The sequence below is a fragment of the Streptacidiphilus sp. ASG 303 genome, from assembly GCF_020991365.1.
Taxonomy (GTDB): Bacteria; Actinomycetota; Actinomycetes; order Streptomycetales; family Streptomycetaceae; genus Peterkaempfera.
Window position 1 is genome coordinate 92,538 of record NZ_JAJLRA010000013.1, and the last position, 24,926, is coordinate 117,463.

General features: G+C 76.0%; 19 protein-coding genes. 3 read left to right on the forward strand and 16 right to left on the reverse strand.

The genetic code is table 11. The annotated features are described in order from the left end of the window. Positions 1 to 57: 57 nt before the first annotated feature. From LO771_RS18005 to LO771_RS18050, 10 genes are all read right to left on the reverse strand, one after another. A complete protein-coding gene (locus tag LO771_RS18005) occupies positions 58 to 1,275 on the reverse strand; it encodes a fatty acid desaturase (RefSeq protein ID WP_230653635.1) in 1,218 nt (405 codons plus the stop codon). A gap of 32 nt (positions 1,276 to 1,307) precedes the next feature. Further along, complete coding sequence (locus tag LO771_RS18010; RefSeq protein ID WP_230653638.1) at positions 1,308 to 2,828, reverse strand: aspartate aminotransferase family protein; 1,521 nt, start codon at positions 2,826 to 2,828, stop codon at positions 1,308 to 1,310. 78 nt (positions 2,829 to 2,906) lie between these two features. Beyond that, positions 2,907 to 4,202: an MFS transporter gene (locus LO771_RS18015; RefSeq protein ID WP_230653641.1), complete on the reverse strand. Its 1,296-nt coding sequence runs from the start codon at positions 4,200 to 4,202 to the stop codon at positions 2,907 to 2,909. Then, on the reverse strand, positions 4,199 to 6,820 hold the full coding sequence (locus LO771_RS18020) for an acetyl-CoA carboxylase biotin carboxylase subunit family protein (protein ID WP_230653643.1): 2,622 nt from the start codon (positions 6,818 to 6,820) through the stop codon (positions 4,199 to 4,201). The genes LO771_RS18015 and LO771_RS18020 overlap by 4 nt, the downstream gene beginning before the upstream one ends. Before the next feature lie 66 nt (positions 6,821 to 6,886). Next, positions 6,887 to 8,155 (reverse strand): acetyl-CoA carboxylase biotin carboxylase subunit family protein, encoded by a 1,269-nt coding sequence (locus LO771_RS18025; RefSeq protein ID WP_230653646.1) that lies wholly within the window; start codon positions 8,153 to 8,155, stop codon positions 6,887 to 6,889. After that, positions 8,152 to 10,584, reverse strand: coding sequence for a carbamoyltransferase HypF (gene hypF, locus LO771_RS18030; RefSeq protein WP_230653649.1), 2,433 nt, complete (start codon positions 10,582 to 10,584; stop codon positions 8,152 to 8,154). Before hypF ends, LO771_RS18025 begins: the two co-directional genes overlap by 4 nt. A 16-nt stretch (positions 10,585 to 10,600) precedes the next feature. Further along, positions 10,601 to 11,626 carry a hydrogenase expression/formation protein HypE gene (gene hypE, locus LO771_RS18035; RefSeq protein WP_230653650.1) on the reverse strand — a complete coding sequence of 342 codons (1,026 nt, stop codon included), beginning with the start codon at positions 11,624 to 11,626 and terminating at the stop codon, positions 10,601 to 10,603. Between the two features lie 57 nt (positions 11,627 to 11,683). Next, positions 11,684 to 12,274 carry a cysteine hydrolase family protein gene (locus LO771_RS18040; protein WP_230653651.1) on the reverse strand — a complete coding sequence of 197 codons (591 nt, stop codon included), beginning with the start codon at positions 12,272 to 12,274 and terminating at the stop codon, positions 11,684 to 11,686. 1,140 nt (positions 12,275 to 13,414) lie between these two features. Continuing rightward, positions 13,415 to 13,903, reverse strand: coding sequence for a glutathione peroxidase (locus LO771_RS18045; protein WP_230653654.1), 489 nt, complete (start codon positions 13,901 to 13,903; stop codon positions 13,415 to 13,417). A 159-nt stretch (positions 13,904 to 14,062) separates the two neighbouring features. Further along, the gene (locus LO771_RS18050; RefSeq protein WP_230653656.1) at positions 14,063 to 14,725 is read right to left on the reverse strand and encodes a TetR/AcrR family transcriptional regulator; all 663 of its coding nucleotides are present in this window, start codon (positions 14,723 to 14,725) and stop codon (positions 14,063 to 14,065) included. Between the two features lie 149 nt (positions 14,726 to 14,874). On the opposite strand from LO771_RS18050, the gene LO771_RS18055 reads away from it, so the two are divergent. Then, complete coding sequence (locus LO771_RS18055; protein WP_230653658.1) at positions 14,875 to 15,717, forward strand: patatin-like phospholipase family protein; 843 nt, start codon at positions 14,875 to 14,877, stop codon at positions 15,715 to 15,717. A 95-nt stretch (positions 15,718 to 15,812) separates the two neighbouring features. Here the strand turns inward: LO771_RS18055 and LO771_RS18060 are convergent, their stop codons facing one another. From LO771_RS18060 to LO771_RS18075, 4 genes are all read right to left on the reverse strand, one after another. Continuing rightward, complete coding sequence (locus LO771_RS18060) at positions 15,813 to 16,556, reverse strand: amino acid ABC transporter ATP-binding protein (protein ID WP_230653660.1); 744 nt, start codon at positions 16,554 to 16,556, stop codon at positions 15,813 to 15,815. Beyond that, entirely contained in the window at positions 16,553 to 17,557 is a 1,005-nt protein-coding gene (locus LO771_RS18065; RefSeq protein WP_230653662.1) for an amino acid ABC transporter permease, read from the reverse strand. Before LO771_RS18065 ends, LO771_RS18060 begins: the two co-directional genes overlap by 4 nt. 10 nt (positions 17,558 to 17,567) lie before the next feature. Continuing rightward, positions 17,568 to 18,455, reverse strand: a complete 888-nt coding sequence (locus LO771_RS18070; RefSeq protein WP_230653664.1) for an ABC transporter substrate-binding protein — start codon at positions 18,453 to 18,455, stop codon at positions 17,568 to 17,570. A 215-nt stretch (positions 18,456 to 18,670) separates the two neighbouring features. Next, positions 18,671 to 19,525 (reverse strand): SAM hydroxide adenosyltransferase, encoded by an 855-nt coding sequence (locus tag LO771_RS18075; RefSeq protein WP_230653666.1) that lies wholly within the window; start codon positions 19,523 to 19,525, stop codon positions 18,671 to 18,673. A 426-nt stretch (positions 19,526 to 19,951) separates the two neighbouring features. Between LO771_RS18075 and LO771_RS18080 the strand changes: the two genes are divergently transcribed. Then, a complete protein-coding gene (locus tag LO771_RS18080) occupies positions 19,952 to 20,371 on the forward strand; it encodes a PPOX class F420-dependent oxidoreductase (RefSeq protein ID WP_230653668.1) in 420 nt (139 codons plus the stop codon). A gap of 515 nt (positions 20,372 to 20,886) precedes the next feature. Beyond that, positions 20,887 to 21,213, forward strand: coding sequence for a hypothetical protein (locus LO771_RS18085; RefSeq protein WP_230653671.1), 327 nt, complete (start codon positions 20,887 to 20,889; stop codon positions 21,211 to 21,213). A gap of 275 nt (positions 21,214 to 21,488) precedes the next feature. Here LO771_RS18085 and LO771_RS18090 read toward each other — a convergent pair whose 3' ends face one another. Continuing rightward, the gene (locus tag LO771_RS18090; protein WP_230653674.1) at positions 21,489 to 24,203 is read right to left on the reverse strand and encodes a hypothetical protein; all 2,715 of its coding nucleotides are present in this window, start codon (positions 24,201 to 24,203) and stop codon (positions 21,489 to 21,491) included. Next, the gene (locus tag LO771_RS18095; protein WP_230653675.1) at positions 24,200 to 24,922 is read right to left on the reverse strand and encodes an N-acetylmannosamine-6-phosphate 2-epimerase; all 723 of its coding nucleotides are present in this window, start codon (positions 24,920 to 24,922) and stop codon (positions 24,200 to 24,202) included. Before LO771_RS18095 ends, LO771_RS18090 begins: the two co-directional genes overlap by 4 nt. Positions 24,923 to 24,926 lie beyond the last annotated feature (4 nt).

The following is a 24,926-nucleotide window of genomic DNA, read 5'->3' on the forward strand; positions in this document are numbered from 1 at the left end:
CGGGACCCGCGGGGTCGTCGGTGCGGTCGGGGCCCGCGGGGCCGCCGGGTGCGCGGCTCAGTCCTCGAAGGCCGCGAACAGGTGGCGCCGGCTGACCTCGGCGAGCCGGTCCGGGTGGTACTCCGCCGGGTCGGCGGTCCGCAGCGAGTCGAAGACGAGGTCGACGGCGGCGACCAGGCCCCAGACGTGGCGGTAGGGGGGCCGGCCCGGGCGCGCCCGCCGGTGGTCCTCCTCCCTCGCGAAGAGGTAGTTGGCCCAGTCGCGGCTCATCGGGGCCCGGTGGTGGTAGTCGTGCACGACGGTGTCGCCGGTGAGCACCAGGTACCGCGCCGGGAAGTGGACCAGCAGCATGCGGCACCACCAGCGCACCCAGGCCGCCGCCCGCCGGACGGGGGGCAGGTCCGGGGCGGGGGCGGCCTCGCCGAGGAAGATGGCGTTGGTCAGGCCGGCGAAGTACTCCCTGCCGCGCCGGACGGCCGGGCCGGGCTGCGGGAAGGTGTGCTTGACGCAGAGCCGGAGGACGTTGCTGACCTGGTAGGGCACGGTCATCGGGAAGACCCAGGCCACCAGGACGGGGATCCACAGGTGGAGCCAGGTCGCGGCCCCGGCCGCCGCGGCCGCGGCCGCCAGGGTCCCGGCGCGCCAGGCCGGCGGGGCCCCGTGGACGTGGGACCGGACGCGGGCGGCCAGGAACCGGGCGTGGAACAGCGGGGAGGCGCACTTGCCGAGGACCCTCCGCCACATCTGACGCCGGGTCATGCCGGGCCGCAGCTCCAGGCTCACCAGGAACGCCTGGACGGTGGGGTCGCGCAGGGTCATGTGGTGCAGGGCGTGGTGGTCGCCGACGTGCTCGGCGCTGTAGCTCCCGAAGTCCTGGACCATCAGCAGCGCGGCGACGAGCCTCCCCAGCAGGACGTCCCGTCGGGGCCGCCCCCACATGTTCAGGTGGGCGCACTGGTGGTAGATCATCATGCGGAGGTTCCTGGCGCCGTGGAGGGTCATCGCCCAGCCGGGGAGCAGCAGGAGCAGGACCCAGCCGCCGGCCGCCGTCGCGGACGCGCCGACGGCCACCCCGGCGGCGACCGACAGGAGGGCGTTGAGCAGGTGCCTGGTCGGCGTGTACCTGGTCCGGCGCTGGCCGGCGTGCGGACGGCCGGTGAGCAGGGTCAGCGGCAGGTCGAACACGCGCGGCAGCCGCCGCATGGACTCGCGGACGGGGTCGTCCGTCCCGGATTCCCGCAGCGGGGGCGCGGGCGGGTGGTGCACCTCAGGCATCGCCGATCTCTCTCCCGGGCGTGGTGGTGCGGTCAGGCGTCGGCCGCCGCGGCCTCCATGGCCGCGGCCAGCGCCAGCAGGTCGTCGAGGACCAGGTCGAGCTGGCCCGTGGTCGTCTCCGGATTGAGCAGCATGAGCTTGAGGAAGACCCGGCTGCCGCCGTCCTCCTGCGCGATGTGGGTGCGGGCGAGGAGGGCCCGTCCCTCCTCCATCACGCGGCGGCGGAGCCTGCCGTTGAAGTCGTCGGCGTCCAGGCCGTGGCCGGGGAGGTAGCGGAAGAGCACGGCGGTGAGCGGCGGTTCGGTGCCCAGTTCGAGGCGCGGCTCGGCGGCGATGCGGGCGGCGGCGTGCCGGGCCAGGTCGTGGCAGGTGTCGACCATGGCGGCGACGGTCTCCCGGCCCAGCGCCCGCATGGAGACCGCGATCTTGAGGGCGTCGACCCGGCGGGTGGTCTGCAGGGAGGTGTTCTGCGCACCGATGTAGCCGGCGCAGGTGTCGTCGTCGGCACTCAGGCAGGTGGTGGGCTGGAGGCCGAAGGAGGACATGGTCTCGGCCCGGCGCACCAGCAGGGCGGCCGAGGAGGCGGGGGTCCAGCCGAACTTGTGCAGGTCCAGGGTGACCGAGTCGGCCTGGGCGAGTCCGTCGAGCATCGGGCGCAGCCGGGGCGAGAAGAGCGCGCCGGCGCCGTAGGCGGCGTCGGCGTGCAGCCAGACGCCGTGCCGGCGGGCGACCGCGGCGAGCTCGGGCAGCGGGTCGACGATGCCGAGGTCGGTGGAGCCGGCCACGGCGACCAGGGCGACGGCGATCCGGTCCTCGGGGAGCCCGGTGAGGATGCGGTCGGCCTCCTCGGGGATCATCCTCCCCTGCTTGTCGACCGGGACGGTGATGATGTTGTCCTCGCCGATGCCGAGCAGGCGCACGGCGCGCTCGACCGAGAAGTGGACGCCCCGGGGGCAGAGCACCACGGGCTGGACGCCCAGCCGGAGCAGGCCCTCCTGGAAGGCGTACCGGCCGAGCTTCTCCGCGATGGTGGTGTCCCGGGCCATGGTCATGGCCATCAGGTTGGAGACGCTGCCGCCGGAGGTGAGGGTGCCGCCGGCCTCGGCGCCGTCGTAGCCGACGAGTTCGGCGAGCTGCCCGATCACCCAGCGGTCCAGCTCCAGCGCGAAGGGGCCGCTCTCCCAGGCGTGGAGGGACTGGTTGAGGACGGCGCCGACCAGTTCGGCGGCGGCGGCCACGTCGGTGGGCGGGGGCTGCATCCGGGCCAGCGCGGCCGGGTGGGTGATGTCCACCGACCACTGCGCGTAGGGGCGCACCAGGCCGGCGAGGACCTCGCCGGGGTCGCCGCCCCGCTCGGGCAGCAGCGGTGCGGCGAGGGCCTCGGCGGCGGCGGCGCGGGCGCCCCCGGGGCCGCCCGGCGCGACCGGGCCGGTCCGGGCCGCGGAGACCTCCCGGAGGATGTCGAGGGCGGTGTCGACCAGGCGGCGCACGCTCTCCAGGCCGGCGGGGGTGCCGGCGGGCTGGTACAGGGGGCCGGGCGCGCTCGTGCTCACGGGTGCTCTCCTCGTGGGGGCGGGGCGGCTTCGGGCCGCTCGGGACGGGGCCGCCGGGGCGGGGCGGCGGCGGGGGGCTCAGGTCTGCGGGGTCGGGTCCGGTTCGGGCGCGTCCTGCGGCAGGGGCAGGGGGGCGGGGAAGTCCTTCATCCGGGGGACCGGCGAGAAGGCCACCCAGAGCAGGGCGAGGAGGAAGCAGGCGGAGGTGGCCCAGAGGGTGGCCCGCAGCCCGACGGCGTCGCCGAGGGAGCCGCCGGCCAGGGCGCCGAGCGGGAGCGGCCCCCAGGCGATGAACCGGCAGCCCGCGTTGACCCGGCCGAGCAGGTGGTCCGGGGTGATCACCTGGCGCAGGCTCACGGCGTGGATGGTCGACATGGTGGAGCCGAGGCCGCAGAGGGCGAAGGCGGCGGTGTACAGGACGTACGGGAGCGGGCCGGTGACGGGCGCGAGCGGGACGAGGGCGGGCGCGCAGCAGCAGAGGGCCAGTTCCACCATGACCGCCCGGCCCAGGCCCAGCCGGTCCTTCAGCGGTCCGGCGCCGACGGCGCCCAGCAGCGAGCCGACGGCGCCGACCCCCAGGACCAGGCCGATGGTGCCGGGGCTCATCCCGAGCTGCCGGGCCGCGTACAGCACGAAGACCGTCTGCAGGGACATCCAGCAGAAGTTGTACGTGCCGGCCTGGAGGGCGATGGCGCGGATGGAGGCGTTGCCGAGGACCATGCGCAGCCCCTCGGCGATGCTGCGCGCGGTGGAGGTGCGCACGGCGGGCTGCTCGGGCCGGGGCTCCTGGCGGCGGATGGACGCCAGGCCGGCCACCGAGACGAGGTAGGAGAGGCAGTTGACGAGGAGGGCGACCGGCGCGGTGAGCCAGCCGATCAGCAGGCCCGCCAGGCCCGGGCCCCCGATCTGGGCGACCGAGGTGGTGACGGACATCTTGCTGTTGCCCTCCACCAGGTGCTCCCGGTCGACCAGGGAGGGCAGGTAGGACTGGTAGGAGACGTCGAAGAGCACGGTCAGGACGCCGATGGCCAGCGCCGCCAGGTACAGGTACCCGATGTGGAGGACCCCGAGGACGGCGCACAGCGGCACGCTGCCGACGAGCAGGGCCCGCCCGAGGTTGGCGGAGACCATCAGCGGCCGGCGGCGGCGCCGGTCGACCCAGACGCCGATGAAGAGCGTCGCGCCGAGGAAGGGCGCGTAGCTGGCCGCGTTGAGCAGGCCCAGCTGGGTGGAGGTGGCGTGCAGCTGGTAGACCGCGGCGAGCGGCAGGGCCAGCTGGGTGACCTGGGCGCCCAGCTGGGAGACGGACTCGCCCGCCCAGAGCCTGAGGAAGTCGCGGTTGCCCCACAGGGCGCCGCGGCGCGGGGAGGTCATGCCGCTCCCCCGCCCGGTCCCGCGACGTGGAAGCAGCAGCCGATCTGCGCGCCGTTGGACATGCTGACGATGCCGACCCCGGGGTCGGGGGTGCCGCGGACCAGCATGCCGGAGTACTCCGAGCCGACCATCAGCACGCCGTAGGCGACCACCATCCGCTCGAAGCCGCGGCCGGAGTCGGCGACGAACCGCTCCGCGACCGGCAGCACCCGCTCCTGGACCACGAAGGGCCCGCCGACGGCGCCGCGGACGTGCGCCTCCCACTCCTCCGGGCCGACCGACCAGCCGGGCACGACCCCGACGCCGCCGTACAGCAGGGTCGGCTTGAGGGCCAGGCGGTCCTGGTGGGCCAGGACGTACGGGAGCAGGTCGACGCTCTCGCCGTGCCGCTGGACCTTCTCGTCGCGCAGGAAGCGGGTCCACGGCAGGATGCGCTCGACCAGCGCGTGCTCGGCGGTGCCGAAGGCGCCGCGGTTGCGCTCGTCGCTGAGCATCGCCAGGCTGCCCTTGTTGCCGTAGAGCTCGCAGTCCAGTCCGGCGAAGAGGAAGGTGCGGCCGCGTTCGACGGCGTCGAGCAGCGGGTCGACCAGGTCGTGGCTGCGCTGCCCCTCCTCCAGTTCCCCGGGGAGGAAGATGCGGTAGACCACGTCCACGCGGCGGCCGTGGACGTAGGGGTCGCCGTCGCGGTAGTCGAGCTCGCCCAGGTGGCAGACGACGGCGTCGAAGCCGTTGCGCAGCCAGTCGGGGACGACGAAGTCGAGCCAGGGCTTGGTCTTGGCGTAGCCGTCCGGCCACTCGGTGATCGCCAGCACCGGGCGTTCGGGCAGGTCGAAGCCGGCGGCGGCGGCCTCCTCGCGCAGCACCGCGGCGATGCGGGCGACCGGGTCGGGGTGGACCAGGTGCTCGGCGTCCGCGAAGGCGCGGAACGCCCGGTCCTCGCGGACCGTGCGGGCGAACTCGCCCATCTGCCAGCCGCCCAGCGAGCTGCCGGTGTTGAGCTCCATCAGCTTGAAGCCGGCCGGCTCGCGGTACATGTCGGCCCGGGACATCGGGGGCATCCGGCGGCCGGCGCCGCGCATCACCAGGTCGACCTGGGTGGGCGTCATGCCCACGGCCCGGGCGAAGGCCCGCCGGTCGCCGTCGAAGAGGCGGTCGGGGATGGTGGTGAGCAGGTCGAAGAGGCCGTTGAGGTCGGCCTCCAGGCGCAGCCGGTCCGCGGCGGCCAGGAAGACCGGCCGGTTGAGGGCCTGGCCGCCGCCGGCGCCGTAGCGGATCCAGTCGTTGCGCACGCCGGGGACGGTCATGTGCTCCAGGCCGCGCTCCGCCGCCAGGTACCGGCGGGTGACGGGGTTCTCCAGGAGCGCGCCGAGGCCGTCCATCGCGGATCCGGCCATCACGGGCCGGATCTCCGCCTCGGCGGCGTCCAGGGCGGCGGTGCAGGCGGCCGGGTCCGGCCCCACGGCGACGACGGCCGCGGTGCGCGGGGTGAGCGCCCGGGGCGGGAGCAGCAGCTCGTCGCCGGGCCCGGCCAGCGGCACCACCTCGGCGACGCCGGGCACCGCGGCGGCCGCGCCGAGGTCCAGGTGTTCCAGGACGCCGTCGTGGGGCGGGTAGAGGAAGCGGATCTCGGCCCAGCGGTCCTCGGCCGCGTCGAGGGCGGGCCGGCGGCCGAGGGCGAGCGCGGCGGCGGCGAGCGGCAGGTCGACACCGGTCGCCAGGGCCCCCACGCGGGGGATGAGGTCGCCGCCGAGGCGTCCGTTGAGCTCGATCAGCCGCGGCCCGGACGCGGTCAGCCGGATCTCGGTGTGGGTGACGCCCACCTCGATGCCGAGCGCCCGGTGGGCGGCCCGGACGAGGTCCTCGACGGGCCGGGCCCACGGCTCGTGGCGCCACGGCCCCACCAGGTGGCCGACCTCCTCGAACCCCGGGTCGAAGCCGAGCCGCTTGCGGGCGACGACCACCGGCTCGGCCACGCCGTCCAGGACGCAGCTGTCGACGCTGATCTCGGGCCCGTCCAGGAACTCCTCGACCAGGACGCCGGCCTCGGCGGGCAGGCCGGGCAGGACGGTCGAGGCGGTCCGCGCCCAGGCGTCGGGGAACTCCTCCGGGCCGCGGACGAGGGTGACGCCCATGCTGCCGGCCAGCGCGCGCGGCTTGAGGACCAGGGGGTAGCCGACCGCGGCGGCGGCCTCCGCGGCCTCCTCGGCGGTGTGCACCAGGCGGTGGCGCACGGCCGGCAGCCCGGCGCGGTCCAGGAGCCGGCGGGTGGCGTACTTGTCCCGGCAGGCCGCGGCCGCCGCGGCGGACAGGTGCGGCAGGCCCAGCTGCCCGGCCACCTCGGCGGTGGCGGTGAGCGACGACTCGTCCCAGGTGTAGACGCCGGTCCGGGGACAGCCGTCGGCGGCCGCCTCGGCGAGCAGCTCCTCGACGGCGGGCCGGAGGGCGGCGGCGTCCGCGGTGTCGGCGATCCGGTGGGCCGTGACGTACTCCTGCTCCCAGGTGAGCGGGCGGGAGGTCACCAGGGCGAGGTCGTACTCCCCGGCCAGCGATGCCATCGCGTACTCGCGGTAGGCACGCAGTCTGCTGCCCACCACGATGAGACGGTTCCTGTTGCGCATCGGGTCCTCTCCGCTTCCTGTTCCGTTCTCGTGCCGCCGCCCCGGGGGGACCGGCGACGGGTGCCCCTAGGGGGCCAGCGCCTCGCAGTGCACCCGCAGGGACGCCGCGGTCGTGACGATCGCGGCCTCGACCTCCCTGCTGGACGCGCCGCGGAACCGGAGCCGGGCGGCGACGTGCTCGTAGCCGCCGACCTGCGGGATCACGGTCCCCGGCGCCGGCACCACCTGCGCGTACGGCCCCTCCCCCGCGGGCGGCCCGCCCTCGGTGCCGACCACGCGGCACGGCGGCGGGACCGGCAGGGGCAGCAGCAGCCAGCCGGCCGTGCCGCCCGGCCGCGCGGCGGGGACGGCGGGGGGCCGGCCCAGCTGGATCGCCGCCGCGGCGGCCATGAGGTCCACCCCGTGGACCTCGCGCCAGACGAACGGGATCTCCGCGCCGCCCACGCGCGCGCCCGCCTCCAGGAAGGTCGGCACGGGCCCGTCCCCCGGACCGGTGCCGACGAACGCCTCCAGGTGGAACACCCAGGGAGCGTCCGCGCCCAGGGCCGCGGCCACCTCCGCGGTGAACCGCTCCAGGGTCGCGAGCAGGAGGGGGTCGTCGACCTCCACCGAGCCGAGGAAGGCCCCCCGGGTGAACTCCCGGCAGGTGTTGACGTAGCGCGAGGCCCGCCAGGGGCCCAGCCGGTCCCCGGTCCACAGGCCGTCGATGTGGAAGACCGGGGCCGGGACGAAGGACTGCACCAGGTGGGGCTCCGCGCCCGGCCCGGCCGCGCCGGCCGGGTCGAACAGGCCGTCGAGGTCGGCGGGGCCGCCGAGCACCGCCACGCCCCGGCTGGCGGTGCCCCGGCGCGGCTTGAGGACGACGGGCCAGCCGTGCTCCCCGGCGAAGGCCAGGACGGCGCCGGCGTCGGGCGCGTCGGCGTACGCCGGGACCCGCACGCCCGCGGCGTCGACCGCGGCCACCATCGTCAGCTTGTCCCGGAACCGTGCCAGGTCGTCGGGCCGCTGCCCCGGCAGACCCAGTTCGCCGCGCAGGGCGGCGGCCGTGTCGAGGTCCCCCTCGTTCAGCGCCACCAGGCGGTGCACGGGCCCGAACCGCCGTGCGTGGGCCTCGACGGCGTCCCTGACCTCGGCCAGGGCGTCGGTGGCGGCGACCACGGACACGGCGGCCGCGGCGGCGGGCACCGAGGCGCGGCCCAGCGCGGTCGTCACGTAGCTGACGCGGCAGGCCCGGTGGTCGAGGTACTCGGTGTAGTGGGCGTGCTGGTCGCGCCACCGGTGCAGGACGACGACGTGCGGGGGCCCGCCCTCCGCCGCGGGGCCGGGGCCGGTCACCGGTCCGCCTCCGCCAGGCGGGCGTGCGCCACCATGACCTGACCCAGCGCGATGCCGCCGTCGTTGGTCGGGACCTGCTGCTGGCAGTGGGGGTCGAAGCCCGCCCTCCGCAGCTCCACCAGGCAGTTGACGAGCAGGAACTCGTTGAGGAAGACCCCTCCGGACAGCACCACCTGGCGGGTCGCCGCCGCACCGGCGGCGTCGCGCACCGCCCGGCAGCGGGCCACCACCATGTCGACCACGCCCGAGTGGAAGCGGCGGCTGACGGACGCGGTGTCGAGACCCGCCGCCAGGTCGGCGGCGATCGCGCGGACCACCGGCCGGGGGTCCACCTCGGTGGCGCCGCCGGCCTCGGCGGCTCCGAACCGGTACCGCTCGGCCGGGGGCGCCATGGCGAGGTCGCGCTCCATCAGCCCCTCCAGCTCGATCGGCCCCTGGGCCTCGTACTCGGCGTGCGTCGTGACGCCCAGCAGGGCGGCGACACCGTCGAAGAGCCGGCCCATGCTGGAGGCGGGGGGCGCGTTGACGCCCCGCCGCGCCATGGTGGCGAAGACGTGCAGCTGCCGGTCGTCCAGCCGCTCCAGCACCGGGAAGGCCGCCACGGCGGCGTCGGTGCCGCCGAGGGCGTCCAGGGCCAGGGCCAGGCCGGTCCTGATCGGCTCCCGTACGGCCCGGTCGCCGCCCAGCAGGGGCACCGTGCGCAGGTGCGCCACCCGGCGCACCTCCCGGTAGTCGCCGAGCAGGAACTCGCCTCCCCAGGTGGTGCCGTCCTCGCCGTACCCCGCGCCGTCGAAGACGACGCCGAGCGTCTCGCCCTCCAGCCGGTTCTCCGCCATGCAGGAGGCCATGTGCGCGTGGTGGTGCTGGACCCGCACGACGCGGCCGAAGGCGCCGCCCTCCTCCTTGAGCGCGAAGCGGGTGGCGCGGAACTGCGGGTGCAGGTCGACGGCCGCGTGGCGGGGGCGGAGGCCGTGCAGGGCGGCCAGGTGCCGGACGGTGTCGCGGTGCGACGCGAAGGTCTCGTCGTTCTTCAGGTCGCCGATGTGCTGGCTGAGGTAGACGCGGGAGCCGTCGCTCAGGGCCACCGTGGTCTTGAGCTCGGCACCGTAGGCGACCAGGGGCGCGAGCGCGGTGCCGACCTCGACCGGGTAGGGGGCGTAGCCGCGGGCGCGGCGCAGGAAGCCCACCACCGGCTCGTCCAGCCCGGGGTGCTCGGAGTACCGGACGAGGGAGTCGTCGACGCGGGTCTCGATCCCGCGGTCGTGGTACAGGATCAGGTCGGCGACCTCGAAGAGCTGCTCCAGCGCGTCCTCGTTGCGGTGCACGATCGGGTAGCCGGAGATGTTGCCGCTGGTCATCACCAGCGCGTCGAGCCCGTCGTGGTCGGCCAGCAGGTGGTGGTGCGGCGCGGAGGGCAGCATCACGCCGAGGTTGGGGTTGCGCGGGGCGATCGCCTCGGGCAGGCCGCCGGACCGCTTGCGGAGCAGGACGATGGGGCGGGACGGCGACCGCAGCAGGTCGGCCTCGGCCGGGCGGACGTGGGCGAAGGCGGTGGCGGCCGCCAGGTCGCGGGCCATGACCGCGAACGGCTTGGAGTCGCGCCGCTTGCGGGCCCTGAGCCGGGCGACGGCCCGGGCGTTGCGGGCGTCCACGGCGAGGTGGAAGCCCCCCACGCTCTTGACCGCCACGGTCCTGCCGGCGCGGAGCGCGGCCGCCGCGGCGGCGAGCGCGTCCTCGCCCTCGGCCGACTCCCCGGCGGGGCCGGCCAGCAGCAGCCGGGGGCCGCAGTCGGCGCAGGCGTTGGGCTGGGCGTGGTAGCGCCGGTCCAGCGGGTCCCGGTACTCGCGGGCGCAGGGCCCGCACATGGTGAAGGCCGCCATGGTGGTGGTCGCACGGTCGTACGGCAGCGCGCGCACGATGGAGTAGCGCGGACCGCAGTTGGTGCAGTTGATGAAGGGGTAGCGGTACCGGCGGTCCGCCGGGTCGCGCATCTCGGCGAGGCAGTCGGCGCACACGTGGGAGTCGGCGGGGACGACGGCGACCCTGCGGCCGCCGTGGGCGCTCTCCCGGATGGCGAAGCCGTCCGCCGCGGAGTGCGGACCCGGCAGCTCCTCCACCGTGACGGCGGCGACCCGCGCCTGGGGCGGCGCCTGCGTGGTGAGCGCCTCGGTGAAGCGGCGCACCGCGTCGGCGGGGCCGGACACCTCGGTCAGGACGCCCTCGGGGTCGTTGAGGACCCAGCCGGTCAGGTCGTGGGCGAGCGCGAGCTTGTACACGAAGGGCCGGAAGCCCACGCCCTGGACGACGCCCCCGACGCGGACGCGCCACCGGACCGCCGGCTGCCCCCCTGCCGCGCCGGCCCCCGCGGCGCGGGTCTCCCCCACGCCGGTCGCCGCCACGTCGTTCTCCGCCACGTCGTTCTCCGCCATGTCGCCGTGCCCCCGCTCAGCAGAGCCGGGGCAGTTCGGAGCCCTGGAGCTCCTCGACGACGGAGTCGCGGCCGTCGGCGTCGCGCATCAGCACGACCGCCCCGGCGTCCTCGGTGACCTCGCCGACGGTGACGGCGTCGGCACCGTAGCGGTGCGAGCGCAGCGCGGCCAGCACCTCCTGCTCGGCGGAGGGGTCCACGAAGAGGCAGACGCAGCCCTCGTTGGCCGCGTGGATGGCGTTGATGCCCAGCATGTCCGTGGCCATCACGGTCTCGAACTGGACGGGGAGCGCGGCCTGCTCGATCCGGATGGTGTGCCCCGATGAGGCCGCGTACTCGTGCAGCACGGCGGCCAGGCCGCCCCGGGTGACGTCCCGGACGGAGTGCACGGCCCCCTCGCCGACCGCGGTGAACAGGTCGTCGAGCAGCCCGTTGAGCGGCGCGCAGTCGCTGAGGACCCGCTGCTCGAAGCCGAGCCCCTCGCGGATCGAGAGCAGGTGGACGGTGTGGTTGCCGATCGGCCCGCTGAGGACGACCCGGTCGCCCGGGCGGACGTCGCGCATCCGCAGCGGCGTGCGCTCGAAGACGCCGACGCCGGCGGTGTTGAGGTAGATCTGGTCGGCCTCGCCCTTGCGGACCACCTTGGTGTCGCCGCAGACGATGAGGACGCCGGCCTCGCGGGCCGTCTCCCGGATCGAGGTGAGCACCCGGACCAGGCGGTCGATCGGCAGCCCCGTCTCCAGGATCATGCCGAGGGTCAGGTAGAGCGGCCTGGCGCCGACCACGGCGAGGTCGTTGACGGTCCCGCAGACCGCGATCTTGCCGATGTCGCCGTTGCCGAAGAACGGCGGGTCGACGACGAACGAGTCGGTGGTCATCGCGATCCTGCTGGCGGGGAGGGACAGCATCGCGCTGTCCTCCATCTCGCCGATGTAGACGTCGCCGAGCGTCTCGACGATGAGGGAGATCAGCTCGTGGCTGAGCTGGGCCCCGCTGCCGTGGTCGAGCACGACCTCGCCGGAGCCGGTCACCGGGCTTGTCATGTGGAGTCGGTCCCTTCGGGACGTCGTGGGGGGAGGCGGCGGCCGTACCGGGGTCCGCTAGGGGAGGATCTTGACGACCTTGCGGGGGAGCCCGCCCTCGGCGTCGAGCACGGCGAAGATCTCCTTCGAGTCCGCCACCGTGGCGCAGTAGCCGCCGAGCCACTCCAGGGCGCGGTCGCGGTCCTCGGGATTGCCGGACACCACGCAGTCGGAGGGGACCCAGACGTTGTAGCCGCGGAAGAACGCGTCGGCCGCCGTGGTCTGGACGCAGATCTGGGTCTGCAGTCCGGTGACGAGGACGGTGTCGACGCCGGCCTCCTGCAGCCGGTCGTGCAGCTCGGTCTCGTAGAACCCGCTGTCCTTGTTCTTCTCCACGACGACGTCGCCCTCCGCGAGGAAGTCGGCCAGGATGGCCGCCCCCTCCGAACCGCGCTGCAGGGGCAGGGTGCCGTCGAGGTCCCGCTCCACGTTCGGGTCGTCCGGCAGGTTCACCAGCTGCAGGTGGTAGACGGCGTGGCCGCGCCGGCGCATCTCGTCGAGGAAGGCGGTGAAGTGAGGCTGCGCCTCGGCCATCGCCGACGTGCGCTCGGGGGTCTTGTGGACCACGTCGGCCTGGAGGTCGTTGGTGAGAACGGCGATCTTGCCCATGGGGATCCTTGCGAGGACGTGGAAGGCGCGGGAAGGAAGAACAGGGCCTTTCGGCAGGCAGGAGCCGGCGGCCGCCTTGCGGACGTGCGGGCCCGTGGTACGGGCGCCGATACAACGTCCGCACCACGAAGGGGAATACGTCGGCAATACGCATCCGGAAAACAAACGGAACGATTTCCGCCGTTCGCTCCGGCGGGTGGGGGCCACCGCCCCGGACGCGACGTCGGAGACTCTGGCACAGGCCTTCGAGGGCAGTCAAGATCGCTATTCAGGCAGTTCTCCGGAAGCAACTCCTCCGCCTCAAGAGGGATATGAAGACAATTCAGCCAATGGTTCGTCCAAGGAATTGGCGGCCGGCCAGGCACCTCCGGCGGACCGCGCGGCGAGGCCCGCGACCGCCCCTCCGCACACCGAGGATCCCGGGCCGCACCAGGGCAACGGCCGTTCGGCCCCCGCCTTCCGCGCGCCGGGCCGCCGGCCGCAGGGACCCGGGGAAGCCGTCGGCCGGGGCCGCCCGGGCGGCGCGAACCGGCCATTCGGCCGGGGATCGGCCGGGGCCCGAACGCGCGGAGGAGCGGCTTTCGGACCCCGGCGCGGCACGCCCGTGGGAAGGGTGGGACGGAATTTGGAAAACTCTTGGTAAGAACTGTTCCCACGGCCGTCGGCGGGACTTCACGACGAGCGGCCACGGAGAGGCGCCCCGGGCTCCCGCCCGGCGCACCGGGTGCGGCCCGCGGGAGGGGGCCTTCACGTCCGGTCCGAGGGGCACGCCCGGGCCGCGCGGTCGACGCGGGGCGGGTCGCCGCCTTCCACTTCCCGGCCCGGGGGCCGCGGGGAACGTCGCGGCGGCGTCCGCCCGCGCCGGGGCCGCGGCGGGTCCCGGCTCGGGCGGGCGGGCCGACACGGCCGCGGGCGGCTGCGGCGGGTCCCGGCTCGGGCGGACGGACGCGGCCGGGGACGCGGCTGCGGCTGCGGCTGCGGCTGCGGCTGCGGCTGCGGCTGCGGGAGGCTCACGTCCCGGGCGGAGGAGCTCCCCGGGGCCCCGCCCGGGAGGCGGCGCCGCCGCCCGCCGGGAGCACCCGGGCCGGCCGGTCCGGCCCCGTCAGGGCCGGGACCCGGCGGGCGGGGCCGGACGCCGGATCAGCGCGGGAGGTGGGACTCGACCGCCTTGACGACCTCCTCCGCCTCCGGCTCGGTGCGCGGCCGGATGCGGGCCACGGGCTCGCCCTCCGGCGAGAGGACCCACTTCTCGAAGTTCCACTGGACGTCGCCGGCCTCGCCGTCGGCGTCGGGTACCTGCGTGAGGGCGGCGAAGAGCGGGTGGCTGCCCTCGCCGTTGACCTCGATCTTCTCCATCAGCGGGAAGGACACCCCGTAGGTGGTCGAGCAGAAGGTGCTGATCTCCTCGGCGGTGCCCGGCTCCTGCCCGGCGAACTGGTTGCAGGGGAAGCCGAGCACGGTGAAGCCCCGGTCGGCGTAGCGCTGCTGGAGGCGCTCCAGGCCCTCGTACTGCGGGGTCAGGCCGCACTTGGAGGCGACGTTCACCAGCAGCAGCACCTTGCCGCGGTGGTCGGCGAGCGAGGTCGGCGCACCGTTCAGGGTGCGCAGGGGGAAGTCGTACAGGTCCATGGGGTCTCCCTCGGGGTGCGGGGGCGCGCGCCGCACCCCACCGCACAACCTACGCCCGGCCGGGGCCGCCCTCCTCCACCGCGGGAGCTCCCCGCGGGGGGCGCGGTCGCCAGGGCGGCAGGCCGCGCGGACGGGGCCGGCCGGGCGTCCGTGCCGGGGTCAGGCCGACCGGTGGGGGCCGAGGTCGCGCAGCACGGCGCCGAGCCCGTCCCGGGTGAGGGGGGTGCCGGGCAGCGGGACGGGCCCGCCGGCGCGCAGGCCGTCGAGGAGCAGGGCGAGGTAGCGCCGCCAGGCGTCGGGGGCGGCGGCGGTGAGGGCCGGTACGGCGCGGCCGAGGGCGGCGAAGGAGAAGAGCAGGTCCTCGGCGTTCACGTCGTCGCGCATGGCGCCCTGGGCCTGGGCGCGGGCGGCCAGGAGGGAGACGGTCTCCCGGTTCTCGGCGTGGAGCACCTCCAGGGCGGCGACGCCGGGGATGCCGGTGGTCATGAGGTCGTTGGCGCCGCGGTCGGCGGCGAGCCCGGCGAAGATCCGCTCCAGGTAGGCGGTGAGCCCGGCCCAGGCGTCCTCGCTGCGCCGGGCCTCCTCGCCCGCGCGCGCCGTGTCGGCGAGGACGCCCCGGAAGACGGCGCCGACGAGGGCGGCGCGGTCGGGGAAGTGCCGGTACAGGGTGGCGTTGCCGACGCCGGCGCGACGGGCGATCTCGTCCAGGGGGGCGTCGAGGCCCTGCTCGGCGAAGACCTCGGCGGCGGCGGCCGTCAGCCGTTCCCGGTTGCGCCGGGCGTCACGCCGCAGGGGCGCCGCACTCCGCCCGTCCGCCTCCATCCGCCCGCCCGCTCCCGTCCGCCGCCGGTCCGCCGCCGCCCGTTCCCGCCCGGATCCCCCGAGGGTGGGCCGCCCGTCCGCCCCGATGCTATCGTCGGCGGGCAAAACGGGGAGCAGTCCCCGTTTACCGGCTCGGGGAGGGGCGGACCATGGCGGGCACGGCACTGGTGCTGGGGGGCGGCGGGTACACCGCGCAGGCGTGGCAGGCCGGCGTGCTGGCCGGACTGGCCGGGGCCGGGGTCGACCTCACCACCGCCGACCTCGTGCTCGGCACCTCGGCGGGCGCCGTGCTGGGCACCCGGCTGGCCTCCGGCGAGCCTCCCGACCGGCTCTACGGGAGGGAGCTGGAGGGCGGCCGGGACGGCCTCGACCTGCGGATCTCCCTCGCCGCCACCGCCCGGTTCCTGTGGGCGGTCCACGGCACCAGGGACCCCGGACGCGCACGGCGGCGCCTGGGACGGCTCGCCCGGAGCGTCCGCACCGGCGTCGGCGAGGACGAGGTCCTCACCGCCGTCGCCTCCCTGACCGGGGTGCGGGAGTGGCCCGGCCGCGCGCTGCGCGTCGCCGCCGTCGACGTCTCCACCGGGGCCGTGGGCACCTTCGACGCGGGTGGCGGGGTGGACCTGCCGCGGGCCGTCGCGGCGAGCTGCGCGGTGCCGGGCATCTGGCCGCCGATCGCCGCGGACGGCCGCCGGTGGATGGACGGCGGCGTCCGCTCCACCACCAATGCCGACCTCGTCCGGGGGTACGGGCGGGTCGTGGTGCTGGCCCCGCTGCCGCGGCCCGTCGGGCCGGGGCCGGGCGCGGCGGACCATGTCGCGGAGCTGGCCGCGGGCGGCACCGAGGCCGTCCTCCTCACCCCGGACCGGGCCTCCCGCAGGGCCTTCGGCCGCAACCCGCTCGACCACGCCCGCAGGCCCGCCGCGGCCCGCGCCGGACACGCGCAGGCGGCCGCCGCGGCCGGGGCCGTGGCGGCCGTCTGGCACGGCTGACCCGGACGGGCCGGTTCGGACGGGCCGGTTCGGACGGACGGGCGGGCGCGGGCCGGGGCGGACCGGGCCGGGGCGCGCCGCCGGCCCGGTCCGGTTCAGCGCCGGTCGAGCACCCGGGAGAGGAAGCGCCGGGTCGACGGGTGCCGCGGATCGGTCAGCACCTGCTCCGCAGTGCCCTCCTCCCGGATCACACCGTCCTCCAGGAAGCAGACCCGGTCGGCGACCTGCCGGGCGAAGCCCATCTCGTGCGTGGCCATCAGGATGGTCATCCCCCGCTGCTTGAGGTCCGCGACCACGTCGAGGACCTCCCCCACTAGCTCCGGGTCGAGCGCCGAGGTGATCTCGTCGAGGAGCAGCAGCTCAGGCTCCGTCGCCAGGGCGCGGGCGATGGCGGCGCGCTGCTGCTGCCCGCCGGAGAGGCGGTCGGGGTGGTCCCGCTCCTTGTCCGCGAGCCCGAGCCTGGCCAGCAGTCCGCGGGCCGTCTCCTCGGCCTGCCGGCGCGGCACGCCGTGGACGATCCGGGGCGCGAGCGTGATGTTGTCGAGCACGCTCAGGTGCGGGAAGAGGTTGTACGCCTGGAAGACGACGCCGATCCGCCGGCGGGCGACGTCGGCGTCCAGGCGGGGGTCGGTCAGCTCGGTGCCGCCCAGGTGGACGGTGCCGTCGTCGACGACGTCCAGCAGGTCCACGCAGCGCAGCAGGGTCGACTTGCCCGAGCCCGAGCCGCCGATGAGGCAGACGACCTCGTGCTCGGCGACGTCGAGGTCGACCGAGCGCAGGACCGTGCGGGAGCCGTACCGCTTGTGCAGGCCGCGGATCCTCAGCAGGGGCTCGTTCACCGGGCCGCCTCCGCCCGGGTGCGCTGCGCCGCCCGCCGCTGCAGGCGGTCGGCGACGCGGGTCAGCGGGACGGTCACGGCGATGAAGAGCAGCGCCGCCCCGAGGTAGGGGGTGTAGTTGAAGTCGTAGTCCGCCTTGATCTGGGCGACCCGCAGGGCTTCGAGGGGACCGAGGACGGCGACCAGGGCGGTGTCCTTCTGGAGGGCGATGAAGTCGTTGAGCAGGGGCGGGAGCACGTTCCGCACCGCCTGCGGCAGGACCACGTGCCGCAGGGTCTGCGAACCGCTCAGCCCCAGCGCCCGGGCGGCGTTGCGCTGGGCGGGGTGGACCGACTCCAGTCCGGCGCGTAGGACCTCGGCGACGTAGGCGGTGTAGGAGAGGACGAGGGCGATCACGCCGAGCACCCACGGCTGCGACGGGGTGCCCTGCAGCCGGAGGGCCGGCAGGCCGAAGCCGACCAGGAAGACCAGCAGCAGGGTCGGCACCCCGCGGAAGACGTCCACGTACACGGTCGCGGCCAGCCGCAGCGGCTGGAGGCCGGGTGCCCGGGTCACCCGCACCAGGGCGACGGCGAGCCCGAGGACCAGGATCAGCGCCTCGGCGACGAGGAACATCCTGACGTTGAGCCAGAAGCCCTGCAGGATCTCGGGGAGGGCCGCCCGGAACTCCCCGGCGTCCAGGAAGAGGCCGTGGACCCGGTCCCAGCCCGGGGAGGCGACGGCGGCCGCCGCCAGCAGCCCCAGGAAGGCCAGGGTGGACAGGGCGGCGATCCAGGTGTCGCGCCGGCGGCGGGAGCGCCGGAACCGCTCCCGCTCCTGCTCACGGGGGCTCGGCCGGTGCTCCTCCTCCGCAGCCCCGGTGGCCGGTGCCACGGGGGCCGGTGCGCCGCTGGACGGTGCGCCGGGGGCGGGTGTGCCGGGTGCCGGTGTCGGGGTGGGCCGGTCCGGTACGGCTTGGTTCTCGGGCCCGGCGGTGCCGGGTTCGGTGGTGCCGTGTTCCATGGCGGGTCCGTTACTGCTTCAGCTCGGGGACGTCGGCCGAGGCGGACAGCCACTGGTCGGTGATCCTCTTCAGCGTGCCGTCGGCCTTCAGGTCGGCGAGGGCGCGGTTCACGCAGGCGGTCAGTCCGCTGCCCTTCTTCAGGAGCAGGCCGAACTCCTCGGGCGTGCCGCCGCTGTAGCCGAACTGGCCGAGGATCCTGCCGTGCTCCAGCTCGGCGCCGGCCAGGTAGAACACGGTGGGCATGTCGGTGACGATCGCGTCGATCTGGCCGTTCTGCAGGGCGCGGATCTCGTCGTTGGTGGTGTTGAAGACGCTGGGCCGGTGCGAGGGCCCGATCCGGTCGAGCACGGCCTGGTAGCTGGTGGTGGCGACCTGCACGCCGATCCTGGCGCCCTTGAGCCCGGCCAGCGACGCGGTCTTCGCGTACGGCGACCCGTCCAGCACGAGGACGCCCTGGCTGGCCGTGTAGTAGCTGGTGGAGAAGTCCACCGCCTTGGCGCGCTGGGGGGTGACGGAGATCTGGTTGATGTCGAAGTCGAAGTTCTTGGCGCCCGGGGCGTAGGAGTTGTCGAAGGGTTCGACGACCCACGTCACCCGGCTGCGGTCGAAGCCGAGCTTCCCGGCCACCGCGTACGCGACCGCACTCTCGAAGCCCTTGCCGTTGGCGGGCTTGTTGTCCTGGAACCAGGGCGCGTAGGCCGGGGAGTCCGTCGCGACGGTCAGCCGGCCCCTGCGGTACAGGTGCGGGCTGTCCGGCGTGCAGGCGGAGGCGGCCTTGCCGGAGGGTGCGGCCGCGGCAGACGCGGGCTTCGCCTCGGGCTGGGGGGCGCACGCGGAGGCCGCCAGGGCGAGGGCGGCGCCCGCGCATGCGGAGACAAGGGTACGGAGACGGAGCACGGGGGTTTCCTTCACAGGGGAGTCCGGAGAGGGACGGTACGGGGGGAGGGGCCTGGGTCGCGCGCTCAGCGGCACAGGTCGGCGGCACAGCGCACGTGGTCCACGTGGCGGCGGCGTACCAGCGGGAAGGGTCCGGACATGCGTTTCAGCATTCCGGGCGGCCGAGCGCGGTGTCAATTGCGGCGATCACCTTCCGATAACACCGCGACAACATGTCAGCTGGTGAGACGGAAGACCGGGTCGCCCTCACGCAGACCGAACAGTGCGGACGCGGAGCCGCCGCGCACCACGAGTTCGGCGAAGCCGATTCCCGAACTCCCGACGGTGATCCCGGGCTCGCCGTACGGCACGTCGGGCAGCCGGTCGTAGCGGCGCACCAGGACGCTCCGGCCGTCGCGCCGGCTGCGGACGGGCAGGGCGTCCGCGCCGCCCGGTCCGTCGGCGCCGTCCGCGCCGGGGAGGGCCGCGGCGGGCCGGTCCAGCTTGCAGTTGCCGAAGTTGTCCACGACGGCGACCCGCACCTCCGCGGGCTCCGGGGCCTGGACGGCGTGCGGCTGCGCGGGGACCGGGCGGCCGTCGACCAGCCAGCGGGCCAGCAGCGGCGCGTACCAGAGGCTGCGGAACTGGGTCCGGGCGATCTCCTCCACCTCGGCCGGACCGAGCCGCGCCCACTGCGCCGCGGCGGCCTCCAGGACCTCGCGCACGTCGGTGACCTGCACCTCCTCCAGGCCCAGGTAGGCCGCAAGCGGGGCGAGGACCCGGGGGTTCAGCGTGCTGACGACCAGGTGCTCCCCGTGGCGGAACCAGCAGAACGGCGCGCCGTTGGGCCAGTGGCCGTCCCGGGGGGCGATGTTGACCAGCACCACGGTCGGGTGGGTCGGCCCGCCGGTCAGGCCGGTGGAGCGCAGCAGGTCGAGCAGGGTGAGAGCGGCGGCGCCCTCCGGGTCCGGGCCGGCCAGCGGGAGGAGGCTCGGCGTGGCGCCGAAGAGCGCGGCGATCCGGGCGGACTGCCGGGCCACCGCGTTGGGGTCGGCGCAGTCGGTGAGGGAGATGACGGGGGGACAGGACATGGCGGGCCCTTCGGATTCCACACGGGGACAACAAAAAGGACCCTCCGTTTCCGGAGGGTCCGTCGCGTCGTGCGCGCACACGGCTTCGCTAGCGAAGCGCCTCCGGTGTCGGGGGCATCATTCGCATCATGGCGGACGCGGCGGTGTGCGGCATGCGGCGAAATATAGCACCGCCGGATATCGCGCGTTCACCGCTTCCGGTCCGTGGACACGCGGCACGGCACGGCGGAGCGGGGCGGGGGGTGGCACGGCGGGGGTTGCACGGAGGGGGGTGCGCGGACCCCGGGCGGCGGGGCGGACCCGCGGGGAGCGGATGCGGGGTGCGGCGGCCCGGGTGTGGCACTGTGGGCACGGACGCCGCGGGGCGCACCCGCACCGCCGGCGCCGGGGGGTGTGGACACCGGTACGACAGCAGGAGGAGAGCCCATGTCGAACCCGCCGCTCCCGGAGGCCGCGGTCGCCATGCTGAGGAAGCCGAACCCGGCGGTCATCACCACGCTCCGGTCCGACGGCCAGCCGGTGTCGACGGCCACCTGGTACCTCTGGGACGACGGCCGGGTCCTGGTCAACATGGACGAGGGCCGCAAGCGGCTGGAGCACCTGCGCAACGACCCCCGGGTCACGCTCACCGTGCTGGACGAGGGCGACTGGTACACCCACGTGAGCATCATCGGACGGGTCGTCGGGATCCGCGACGACGAGGGCCTCGCCGACATCGACCGGCTGTCCCGGCAGTACACGGGCAAGGACTACCCGCGACGGGACCGCGCGCGGGTCAGCGCCTGGATCGAGGTCGACCGGTGGCACGGCTGGGGCTCGCTCAAGGACAGCAGCCAGGCCGGCTGACGCCTCCGCCCCGCGCCCCCGCCCTCCCCGGGCGGGGGCGCGGCCGTTTCCCGGTACCGGCACGGCCCCGGCCGGGACGGCCAGGACGGCCGGTCGGAGGCGGCCGGTCGGAGGCGGCCGGTCGGAGGCGGCCGGTGCGAGACAGGCGGTCGGAGGCGGCCGGCATTCCTCCGGACCGCGCTTTCCCCGGTCCGCGTTTTCCGCGATGCGTGTTTTCCGCGTTCCGCCGACGGGGCGGTGGGTCGCACCCTGGACGGCGACGGTTTTCCGGACCGCGCACCGCCCCTCTCCCGCCGGGCGCTCCCGATGACCGCCCGGCGGCCGCCCGGCAGCCTCCGGGATCCCCATGAGCAGCGGTTTTGCTGCTCACTGGCAAGACGGACATAAAGGCGGCGTAAGTTTCTTCCGGAGGTTGGAGAATTGCCGCCGAAAGGATGAAACGAGGATTCCCCGCCCGGTTTCCGGTGGTAGGAATGGAGCGTTCCACCCGCTCTCCGGAAAGGGAGAAACCCATTATGGGAAACCGGTTCGTCCGCACGCTCGCCCTCGGTGCGGCCGCCACCGCACTCGTCGGCGGCGCCACGCTCACCTCGGCCTCGGCCGCCGCGGCCGTCCCCGCCCGCACGGCGGCCCCGGCCGCCGCGTCCTACGACCACGGCCACGACGGCGACCGCGACCGCGGTCGGGACCACGCCCGCGGCCACGGCCGGGAGAGGTGCGCCTGGCACGCGGGCCACTGGACCCGGACCTGGCACAGGGGCCACCGCGACCGCCACCACCGCTGGCACGCGGGCTACTGGACCCCGGTCTGGCACCAGGGCTACCGGCACTGCCACCGGTGAGCGCCGCCTAGGTCCGGCAGCGGTGGGAGGGCCCCGGTCCCCGGGGCCCTCCCCCCTGCCCACGGGAAGGCACGCCACCGCCCCCGCGACGCGCGGGGGCGGTGGCGTGCGTCCCTGCCGTACGGACCACCTGTGCGTCCCTGCCGTTCGTCCCTGCTGTGCGTCCCGGCCGTGCGTTCCTGCCGTGCGGACCCCCGTCGGGGCCGGCGGGGTTCCGGGACCGCCCGGCGGACCCGGGGCGGGACCGGGAGGCCGGCACCGCCCCGGGCGCCGCCCTACCGCACGGGCGGGGCGGTGAGCCGCAGGGTCAGCAGGCCGCAGGGGCCCAGCGGGAGTTCCACCGGACCGCCCGGCACGGCGGGGGGCGCGAGGGCGGGGCCGTCCGCCGGCGACTCGTCGAGCCGGGCCGGCACGGCGTGCAGCCCGGCCGGCAGGCGGAGGCGGGCGGTGAGGGCCGACCGGGTGGGGTTCGAGATCCGCAGGACCAGGCCGTCACCGTCCTCGGCGGTCTTCAGCGCCGTCAGCAGCGCCCCCTCGACCCGCAGTCCGGGGTCGAGGACGGGCCGCGGGGCGGTCCCCGGCCGCACCTGGAGGGCGTGCAGCGGCGCGCGGGCGGCGGCGCCGAGCCGGGCGAGGCCGGGCTCCCCGGCGGTGTCCCCGTCCTCGCCGACGAGCACGTCGAGGTCGAAGCGCTGCGGGCCGCGGCACTGGGCCTCGGGGGTCGCGAGCATGGGCCCGGCGCCGGTGGTGCGGGAGGCCAGGTCGAACCGGGAGAGCCAGCCGACGGACCGCAGCAGGGTCACGGCGAGCTCCTCGGCGCCCGAGGGGCTGTGCTCAGGCGCGATGCCGGTGCGCTCGGGCAGGCCGGGGGCCGCGACGGCGACGCGCAGCGCCCCGGAGCCGACGGCGGAGACGCTCTGCACGGGGACGGCGCCGCACTCGGCCTCGTGGGCGCGCTCCTGCGGGAGCGGGCCGAGGTCGGGGCCGGTGGGGTGGTCGAGGAGGCTGTAGTGGGCGTCGGCGGTCCAGCGGCCGCGGGCCCCGGGGGTGGGGAAGTGCAGGCGCAGCCGGTGGTCGTCGGCGGTGTTGTCGAACCGGACGGTCCAGCGCAGCGGCGCGTGCCCGTGCCAGCTCTCCACGGCGATGCGGACCGGCAGCGCGGTCGTCCCGGGGAGGCGGGCGGCGCGGTCGGGGGTGAGGCCGGCGGGCAGGTCGAGGACGGCGTCGAGCTCCAGCACGGTGCGGACGGCGGAGGTGCGGCGGCGCGCGGCGGTGAGCCGGGGGGCGGCGGGGCGGTCGCCGGGGACGGGGTCGAAGGTGTAGGTGTCGCCGCGGTCGCCCTCGTCGAGCAGCCTTCCCAGGCCGGGGAGCACGGTGCCGTCGGCGAGGCGGAGGGTGAGCGAGGCGTCGTCGGCGGCCTCGGCGCGGGCGCCGCCGGGGAGCGGCAGGGTGCGGGTGTCCGCCTCCGTCCGGACGCCGGCGGCGGGGGCGGGCGCGTCGCCGAGGCGGACGGTGTGCACGGCGCGGCCGAGCGGCGGGACGTCGCGGGCGAGCAGGGCCAGGCGGTGGCGCACGGCGGGCCGGGAGTCGGGCAGCAGGTCCAGGTCGGCCTCGAAGGCGGTCTCCTTGCCGAGCGTCTCGCACGCGAAGGGGACGTCGGTGCCGTCCGGGGCGGTGACGGCCTGCGGGTGGCGGCCGGGGGCGGTGAGGATCTCGACGAGGACCGGGCCGCTCGCGGTGTCGGCGTGCGGGTTGAGGACGGCGAAGGCGGCGGTGTCCGCGGCCGGGTCCCCGTACAGGCGGGTGTCGAGGCCGGAGGCGGCGAGGGCGCGGCGGACGACGTGGTCGCCGGCCTGGCGGACGCGGTCGAAGCGGACCTCGTTCTCGCGGTGGACCTCGTCGACGCTGCAGCCGCACAGGGAGTCGTGGGGGGCGTTGCGCAGCAGCAGCTCCCAGGCGTGGCGCAGCTCCGCGTGCAGGGCGGCGTCGTGCGGGGCGTGGAGGGCGGTGAGCGGTTCGGCCCAGCGCTCCAGCAGGGTCTGGGAGGCGGCGTTGGCCTGCTTGAGGCGGATGCGGGCGGAGAGGGTGCCGGGGAGGAGGAAGGTGAGCCGGCCGGGCCGGTGCCGCAGCGGGCCCTCGACGACGGGCAGGTCCCCGCCGGCGGCGGCGCTGCGGGCGGCGGCGAAGAACTCCTCCAGGGTGCTCTCGCGCAGGGCGGTGCCCTGCTCCTCGGCCGCGGCGGCCACGGCGCGCAGCGCGGCGGCGGGGTCGGTGGGCGCGAGGTGGTCGCCGCCGTTCATCAGCAGCCAGGGGCCCTCGGGGAGGCGGGTGCGCTCGGCGGCGGCGAACTCCTTGAGGCGCGCCGCCCGCCCGTCGTCGCCGTCCGGCTCCGGCCAGAGGACCTCGGCGGCGTGGTAGCCCTGCGAGGCCGCCAGCACCTCGGAGCCGTCCGGGGAGCGCCAGCGGAAGCGGGCGACCCCGTCGGGGGCGCCGCGCCACACGAGGGCGGTGTCCATGCCGAAGCCGCGCAGGATGCGGGGCAGGTCGGCGGGGTGGCCGAAGGCGTCGGGGCAGTAGCCGACGCCCGCGAGGGCGCCGGCCTCGGCGCCGTGGCGGCGGGCGGTGAGCAGGTTGCGGACCAGGTTCTCGCCGGAGACGAGCTGGTTGTCGGCGAGGACGTGCCAGGGGCCGACGGTGAGGCGGCCGGCGGCGGCGTGGGCGCGCAGCCGGTCGGCGAGGTCGGGGCGGAGGGCGGCGACGTCGGCGAGGACGATGGTCTGGCCGTCGAGGTGGAAGGTGCGCATGCGGCCGTCGTCGAGTTCGGCGCAGACCCGTTCGGCGAGTTCGATAAGGCGGGCGCGGAACGCCTCGAAGGGCCGGTACCACTCCCGGTCCCAGTGCACGTGGGTGACGACGTGGCAGTCGACGGTGCCGGTGCGGGGCGCGGGGGCGGCGGGGGCGGGGGAAGCGGCGGGTCCGGGGGGCGTCACGACGGGGTCTCCTCGGTGCTGAGGGCGGCGGCGAAGCGGGCCGTCAGGGCGGCCGGGCGGGTGATGGCGCCGCCGACGACGACGGTGGCGGCGCCGGCGGCCAGGGCCGCCGCGGCCTGCTCGGGGGTGGCGATGCGGCCCTCGGCGACCACGGGCACGGCGAGGCGCGCGGCGAGGGCCGCGACCAGCTCCAGGTCGGGCCCGCTGCGGGCGGGACTGGCGGGGGTGTAGCCCGAGAGGGTGGTGGCCACCAGGTCGGCGCCGGCCGCCGCGGCGGCGAGGCCCTCGTCGAGGGTGGAGACGTCGGCCATCACGAGGGTGCCGCGCGCGTGGAGGGCGGCGGCGGTGGCGGCGAGGTCCAGTCCGTCGCCGCGGGGGCGGCCGGTGGCGTCGAGGGCGACGATGTCGGCGCCCGCCTCGGCGACGGCGAGGGCGTGGCGGAGCGTGGGCGTGATGTAGACGCCCTCGTCGCCGTCCTTCCACAGGCCGATCACCGGGAGGCTGCTGGCGGCGCGGACGGCGGCGACGTCGGCGGGGCCGTTGATCCGCAGGCCCACGGCGCCGCCGAGCTCGGCCGCTCTGGCCATCTCGGCCATGAAGTGCGGTCCGTGCAGGGGCTCGCCGGGCAGCGCCTGGCAGGAGACCACCAGGCCGCCGGCGAGCGCCTGCGGGAGGGGCCGCTGCGGTGTGCGGCGGGGCGATGTGTCGTGGGGGTACACCGGT